This window comes from Nocardia sp. NPDC003345 (assembly GCF_053589395.1).
In genome coordinates this window covers 1-5,094 of record NZ_JBSFRU010000407.1, presented here as the reverse complement: position 1 = coordinate 5,094, position 5,094 = coordinate 1, and the positions used below count along the sequence as shown (strand labels likewise).

General features: G+C 70.4%; 5 protein-coding genes. 4 read left to right on the top strand and 1 reads right to left on the bottom strand.

Going from position 1 to position 5,094, the window contains the following annotated elements; translation table 11 throughout:
- Window positions 1-409: sensor histidine kinase (locus ACWDU1_RS29365; RefSeq protein ID WP_450003423.1), on the top strand; the 409-nt coding region annotated here is incomplete at its 5' end.
- The gene (locus ACWDU1_RS29360; protein ID WP_450003422.1) at window positions 406-1,437 is read left to right on the top strand and encodes a hypothetical protein; all 1,032 of its coding nucleotides are present in this window, start codon (window positions 406-408) and stop codon (window positions 1,435-1,437) included. The genes ACWDU1_RS29365 and ACWDU1_RS29360, both read left to right, overlap by 4 nt.
- Window positions 1,438-1,450: 13 nt before the next feature.
- Here the strand turns inward: ACWDU1_RS29360 and ACWDU1_RS29355 are convergent, their stop codons facing one another.
- Window positions 1,451-1,939, bottom strand: coding sequence for a hypothetical protein (locus tag ACWDU1_RS29355; RefSeq protein WP_450003420.1), 489 nt, complete (start codon window positions 1,937-1,939; stop codon window positions 1,451-1,453).
- Between the two features lie 149 nt (window positions 1,940-2,088).
- Here ACWDU1_RS29355 and dapA point away from each other — a divergent pair, with 149 nt between their 5' ends.
- Together dapA and ACWDU1_RS29345 are read left to right on the top strand one after the other, a co-directional pair.
- Entirely contained in the window at window positions 2,089-2,997 is a 909-nt protein-coding gene (gene dapA / locus ACWDU1_RS29350; RefSeq protein WP_450003418.1) for a 4-hydroxy-tetrahydrodipicolinate synthase, read from the top strand.
- Window positions 2,994-5,027: an RNase J family beta-CASP ribonuclease gene (locus tag ACWDU1_RS29345; RefSeq protein ID WP_450003416.1), complete on the top strand. Its 2,034-nt coding sequence runs from the start codon at window positions 2,994-2,996 to the stop codon at window positions 5,025-5,027. Before dapA ends, ACWDU1_RS29345 begins: the two co-directional genes overlap by 4 nt.
- Window positions 5,028-5,094: the final 67 nt, after the last annotated feature.

Sequence of the window (5,094 nt, the reverse complement as noted above, 5' to 3'; positions counted from 1 at the left end):
TGGATTCCTGCGTTCGACGGTCCACGAACTCGACGAGGGAATCGAGTTCCGGGCGCTTCGGGACGGTTACGCCGGTGACGTGCGGTTGCCGGTGGAGACCGCGGGCACCCTCGCCGCGGCGCTGACCGAGGCCGTCCGCAACAGTGTGCGTCACGCCGCGGCCGGGAGCCGGCCCGTGCGGCGGACGGTGACCGTCACCGTCGGCGCGGGCGGGCTGCGTGTGGTGATGCGCGACGACGGGGCGGGGTTCGACCGCAGCGCTGTGCCGGCCGACCGGCTCGGTATCGCGGTGAGCATCGTGGGCCGGATGCGTCAGCTACCCGGTGGCGCCGCGTTCGTGGAATCGGCGCCCGGACAGGGCACCACGGTCACCCTGGTGTGGGGAAGTTCCGGTGAGGGGTGGCAATGACTGAGACGAACGGCGATACCGAACTCCGCACCCTGCTCGGAATGCGCGGCCGGGGCGGATGGGTCTTCCTGGCCGGGCTCACCACCGCCCTCGGACTCCATATGATTCCGCCGTTCGTCTCCGCCCACGTGCCGGTGGCGCAGGCGGCTCTCGCCTGCGCACTGATGGTGGGTGCCGGTGTGATCCTGGTACTGGCACCCGGGGACCCGCTGCCGTGGCCGGCGACCGCCGCGGTATGCGCGGCCGGCCCCTGCGCGGTGGCGCTGACCCATTTCGGGGCCGCCGACGGCGTACGGCCGCAGCCGTGGGCGGTGTTCGCGTCCTCTTTTCTGCTCGGTGTGCTGGTGTTGCGCGGCCGGATCGGCTGCGCGTGGGCCGGGGCCGTCGCCGTCGCCGTGGTCATCACCGTCGCGATCGCCGAAGGCGGGATGGGCGGCACGGCGGACTCGCTGACCGTGCTGATCATCACGCTGTCCACGCCGGTGGGAACCTCGATCTGTGTCCTGATCCTGCGGCCCACCCAGCGATCGCTGCGATTGCTGCACTCCGAGGCGGCCCGGCGCGCGGCCGCGGAGGCCGCCATGACCGCGCAGTATTCCGAACGGATTCGCCAGCTGGCGCGGCTGGACGCGGTCGCCCGCCCGATGCTGGAACGGATCGCGCGCGGCGTGGAACTGACCCCCGGCGAGCGCGAGGAGTGCCGGTTGCTGGAGGCCGGGTTGCGTGACTATCTGCGGGCGCCGCAGTTGAGCACCGATCAGCTCAGCAGCGCCGCGCGCAGGGCCCGCTCCCGCGGTGTCGAGGTGCTCCTGCTCGACGACGGTGGTTTCGCCGAGGCCCCCGCCGGGCTTCGAGAGCAGGTGGTGCGGCTCGCGATCGACGAATTGGACGGTGCCGGGGAAGGATCGGTCACCGTACGGGTACTACCCCCGGGCCGGCGCAACCTCGCGACCCTGCTGTCGACCGGCGCGGCGGGCGACCGGCGCACCGAGGTCTCGGCGGCCGGTGCGGTGTCCGTATCGGCCTGAACCGGCGCCGGGCTCAGAGGGTGTCGTCGCGCTCGCCGGTGCTGTCACGGTGGGGCGGCGTATCGCGGCGGGGTGCGCCGTAGCCGCCCCGCATCTGGTCGCGCAGCGCCCCGGAGACGACACTCGACATCCACGAGTTCAGCGATTGCCCGCTCTGTGCCGCGGCCTCCTCCGCGCGGGATTTGACCTGTTCGACCAGTCGCAGGGTGACGCGGCTGATATCACCGGTCATCTCCTCGAAACTGGGGGTGTCGCCGGTGGCGGCCCGGCCCACGTCGACGGTCGCTTCCGTCCCGTGCAGTGAGACACGCACGGTGCGGTCGCCGAGTTCCGCGGTGACGGTATCGGCCAGCTCGGTGAGCGCCGACAGCAGCGCCAGACGGGCGGAGTTCTCCACGGCGGTCGCGAGGGCTTCGGCCGTGGCCTGCGTTTTCTCGTCGCCGAGAGCCGCGGCGGCCACCAGGTCGGCGCGGATCCGGTCGGTATAGCGGTTGAGGTCCATGACATCAGTGTGGCGTCAGAATTGACGTCTTTCAAGAAATTCTTGACAGCAAATATGATGCGAACATGACGCCTGGGCCCCGCTCCGGCGGCGGAGAACACAGACGAGGGTGTCGAGGCACGCCCGGTGACCGGGTAGCCTTTCTGACCATGACGAACGGTGAATCGATGCCTCCGGTCTCGAGCGCGTCCGGCACAGTAGGTGTCGCGATGGTGACCCCCTTCAGCGCCGAGGGCAAGCTCGACATAGACACCGGCGTCGCCCTGGCACACCGTCTGGTCGACCGCGGCGTCGACCTGCTCGCGATCTCCGGTACCACCGGCGAATCGCCCACCACCACCGAATCGGAGAAGGCGGACCTGCTGCGCGCGGTGGTCGACGCGGTCGGCAACCGGGCCACCGTGATCGCCGGCGCCGGAACCTACGACACCGCGCATTCCATCGAACTGGCCCGCAACGCCCAGCGCGCGGGCGCGCACGGCCTGCTGGTCGTCACCCCGTACTACTCGCGGCCCACCCAGGAGGGCCTGTTCGCCCACTTCACGGCGGTGGCCGATGCCACCGATCTCCCGGTGACCCTCTACGACATTCCACCCAGATCGGTGGTACCGATCGCCTCCGATACGATCCGGCGCCTCGCCGAACATCCACGCATCGTCGCCGTGAAAGACGCCAAGGGCGATCTGAACGCGGGTGCGGCGCTCATCGCCGAAACCGATCTCGCCTTCTATTCCGGCGACGATATGTTGAACCTGCCGTGGCTGGCGATGGGCGCGGTCGGATTCATCAGTGTCATTGGGCATCTGGTGCCCGAGCGGCTGCGGGAAATGGTCGACGCCTTCGCCGCCGGTGATGTGGTGCGCGCCCGCGATATCAATACGAGTCTGCTGTGGCTCAATGCCGCGATGGCCCGGCTCGGCGGGGTCGCGATGACCAAGGGAGGTCTGCGCTTGCTCGGTGTGGAATGCGGTGAACCGCGGTTGCCGCAGGTGATGCCGAGTCCCGAACAGCTCGAGGATCTGGCCGCCGACCTGCGTGCCGCCGGGGTCCTCGAATGAGCGAATCAGCCGCCCGCCGGCCCCGCCGTACCGCGCGCCGCGACGCCGGCGCTCCCGCACCGCAGCCGGAACCCACGCCCGCGGACCGGACCGAGGCGGCGCCCGCCTCGCCGGCCGAACCGGTGAGTCCTCCGGCCGAACCGGTGAGTCCTCCGGTCGAGGCGGCGAGCGTCCCGGCCGCCGAGGCCGTCGCTGCCGCGGTCCCGGAAACGCCCGCGGAAACCCCCGCCGCCACCGAAACCCGTCCTGCCAAGGACCGCCCCCGCCGCGGCCGCGGCCGCGGCCGCCAAGGCGGACGTGGCCGGTCGGATTCCGCCCGCCCCGCCGCCGCGCCCACCCCGGAGGCCGCGGCGCAGGACCGGCTTCCGCTCCCCCCGAAACTGCCCCGCCACGGATTACGCGTTTTCGCGCTCGGCGGGATCGGCGAAATCGGCCGCAATATGACGGTTTTCGAGTTCGGTGGAAAGCTGCTCGTCGTCGACTGCGGGGTGTTGTTCCCCGAGGACCAGCAACCCGGCGTGGACCTGATCCTGCCGGACTTCCGGCCGATCGAGGACCGCATCGACGATGTGGCGGCGGTCGTGCTCACCCACGGCCACGAGGACCATATCGGCGCCGTGCCGTTCCTGCTGCGGCTGCGTCCCGATATCCCGGTGGTGGGCTCGAAGTTCACGCTCGCGCTGGTCGCCGCGAAATGCCGGGAACACCGGCTGCATCCACGCCTGATCGAGGTCACCGAGGGGGAGCGCACCGAACACGGCCCCTTCGATTGCGAGTACTTCGCGGTCAACCACTCGATTCCGGACGCGCTGGCGGTGGCCATCCGCACGCCCGCCGGGACCGTGCTGCACACCGGCGACATCAAACTCGACCAGCTGCCACTCGACGGCCGCCTCACCGATCTGGCCGGGTTCTCCCGGCTCGGCGACGAAGGCGTGGACCTGTTCCTGGTGGACTCCACCAACGCCGAGGTCCCCGGGTTCGTCACCCCGGAACGCGAGATCGGCGGCGTCCTGGACACCGTGATCGGTAAGGCGCGCAACCGGGTCATCGTCGCCTCCTTCGCCAGTCATGTGCACCGGATCCAGCAGGTCGTGGATGTGGCGCAGAAGTACGGGCGCCGGGTGTGCTTCGTCGGTCGGTCCATGGTGCGCAATATGCAGATCGCCCAGGACCTGGGATATCTGACGGTGCCCGACGGGCTGGTGGTCGATCTCGATCAGGCCGCCACCCTGCCCGGCGACAAGCTGGTGCTCATCTCCACCGGATCGCAGGGCGAACCGCTGTCGGCGCTGTCGCGGATGGCACGCGGCGATCACCGCCAGATCCATATCCGCGCCGACGATCTCGTCGTGCTGGCGTCCTCGCTCATCCCGGGTAACGAGAACTCGGTGTTCACCGTCGTCAACGGGCTTGCCCGGCTCGGCGCCACGGTGATCACGCAGCAGAACGCCAAGGTGCACGTCTCCGGGCATGCCTCGGCCGGAGAACTGCTCTACCTGTACAACGCGGTCCGGCCGACCAACGCCATGCCCGTCCACGGAGAATGGCGGCATCTGCGCGCCAACGCCGCCCTCGCGGTCGCCACCGGCGTACCCGAGGACCGCGTGGTGCTCGCCGAGGACGGGGTGGTGGTGGACCTCGTCGACGGTATCGCCTCCATCGTCGGCCGGGTCCCGGTCGGCCACGTCTACGTCGACGGCCTCTCCGTCGGCGACGTGGGCGAATCCACCCTGTCGGACCGGCTGGTGCTGGGTGAGGGCGGGTTCATCGCCATCACCGTGGCGGTCGATGTCACCACCGGCAAGGCGGTGAGCCCGCCGGAGGTGAGCGGTCGCGGATTCTCCGACGACCCGACCGCCTTGGCGGCGGCCGCCGAACTGGTCGAGGCCGAACTGCTGCGACTGGCCGGCGAGGGAATAACCGATACCCACCGGATCGCGCAGGCGGTCCGCCGTATCGTGGGCCGCTGGGTCGCCGAGACCTATCGCCGCCGGCCGATGATCGTGCCGACCGTGCTCGGCGTCTGATACCGGGCCGGGCGACTCACCCGGCTCCCGTACGAAGAGAACCGCCGGCGGACCCGAGTCCGCCGGC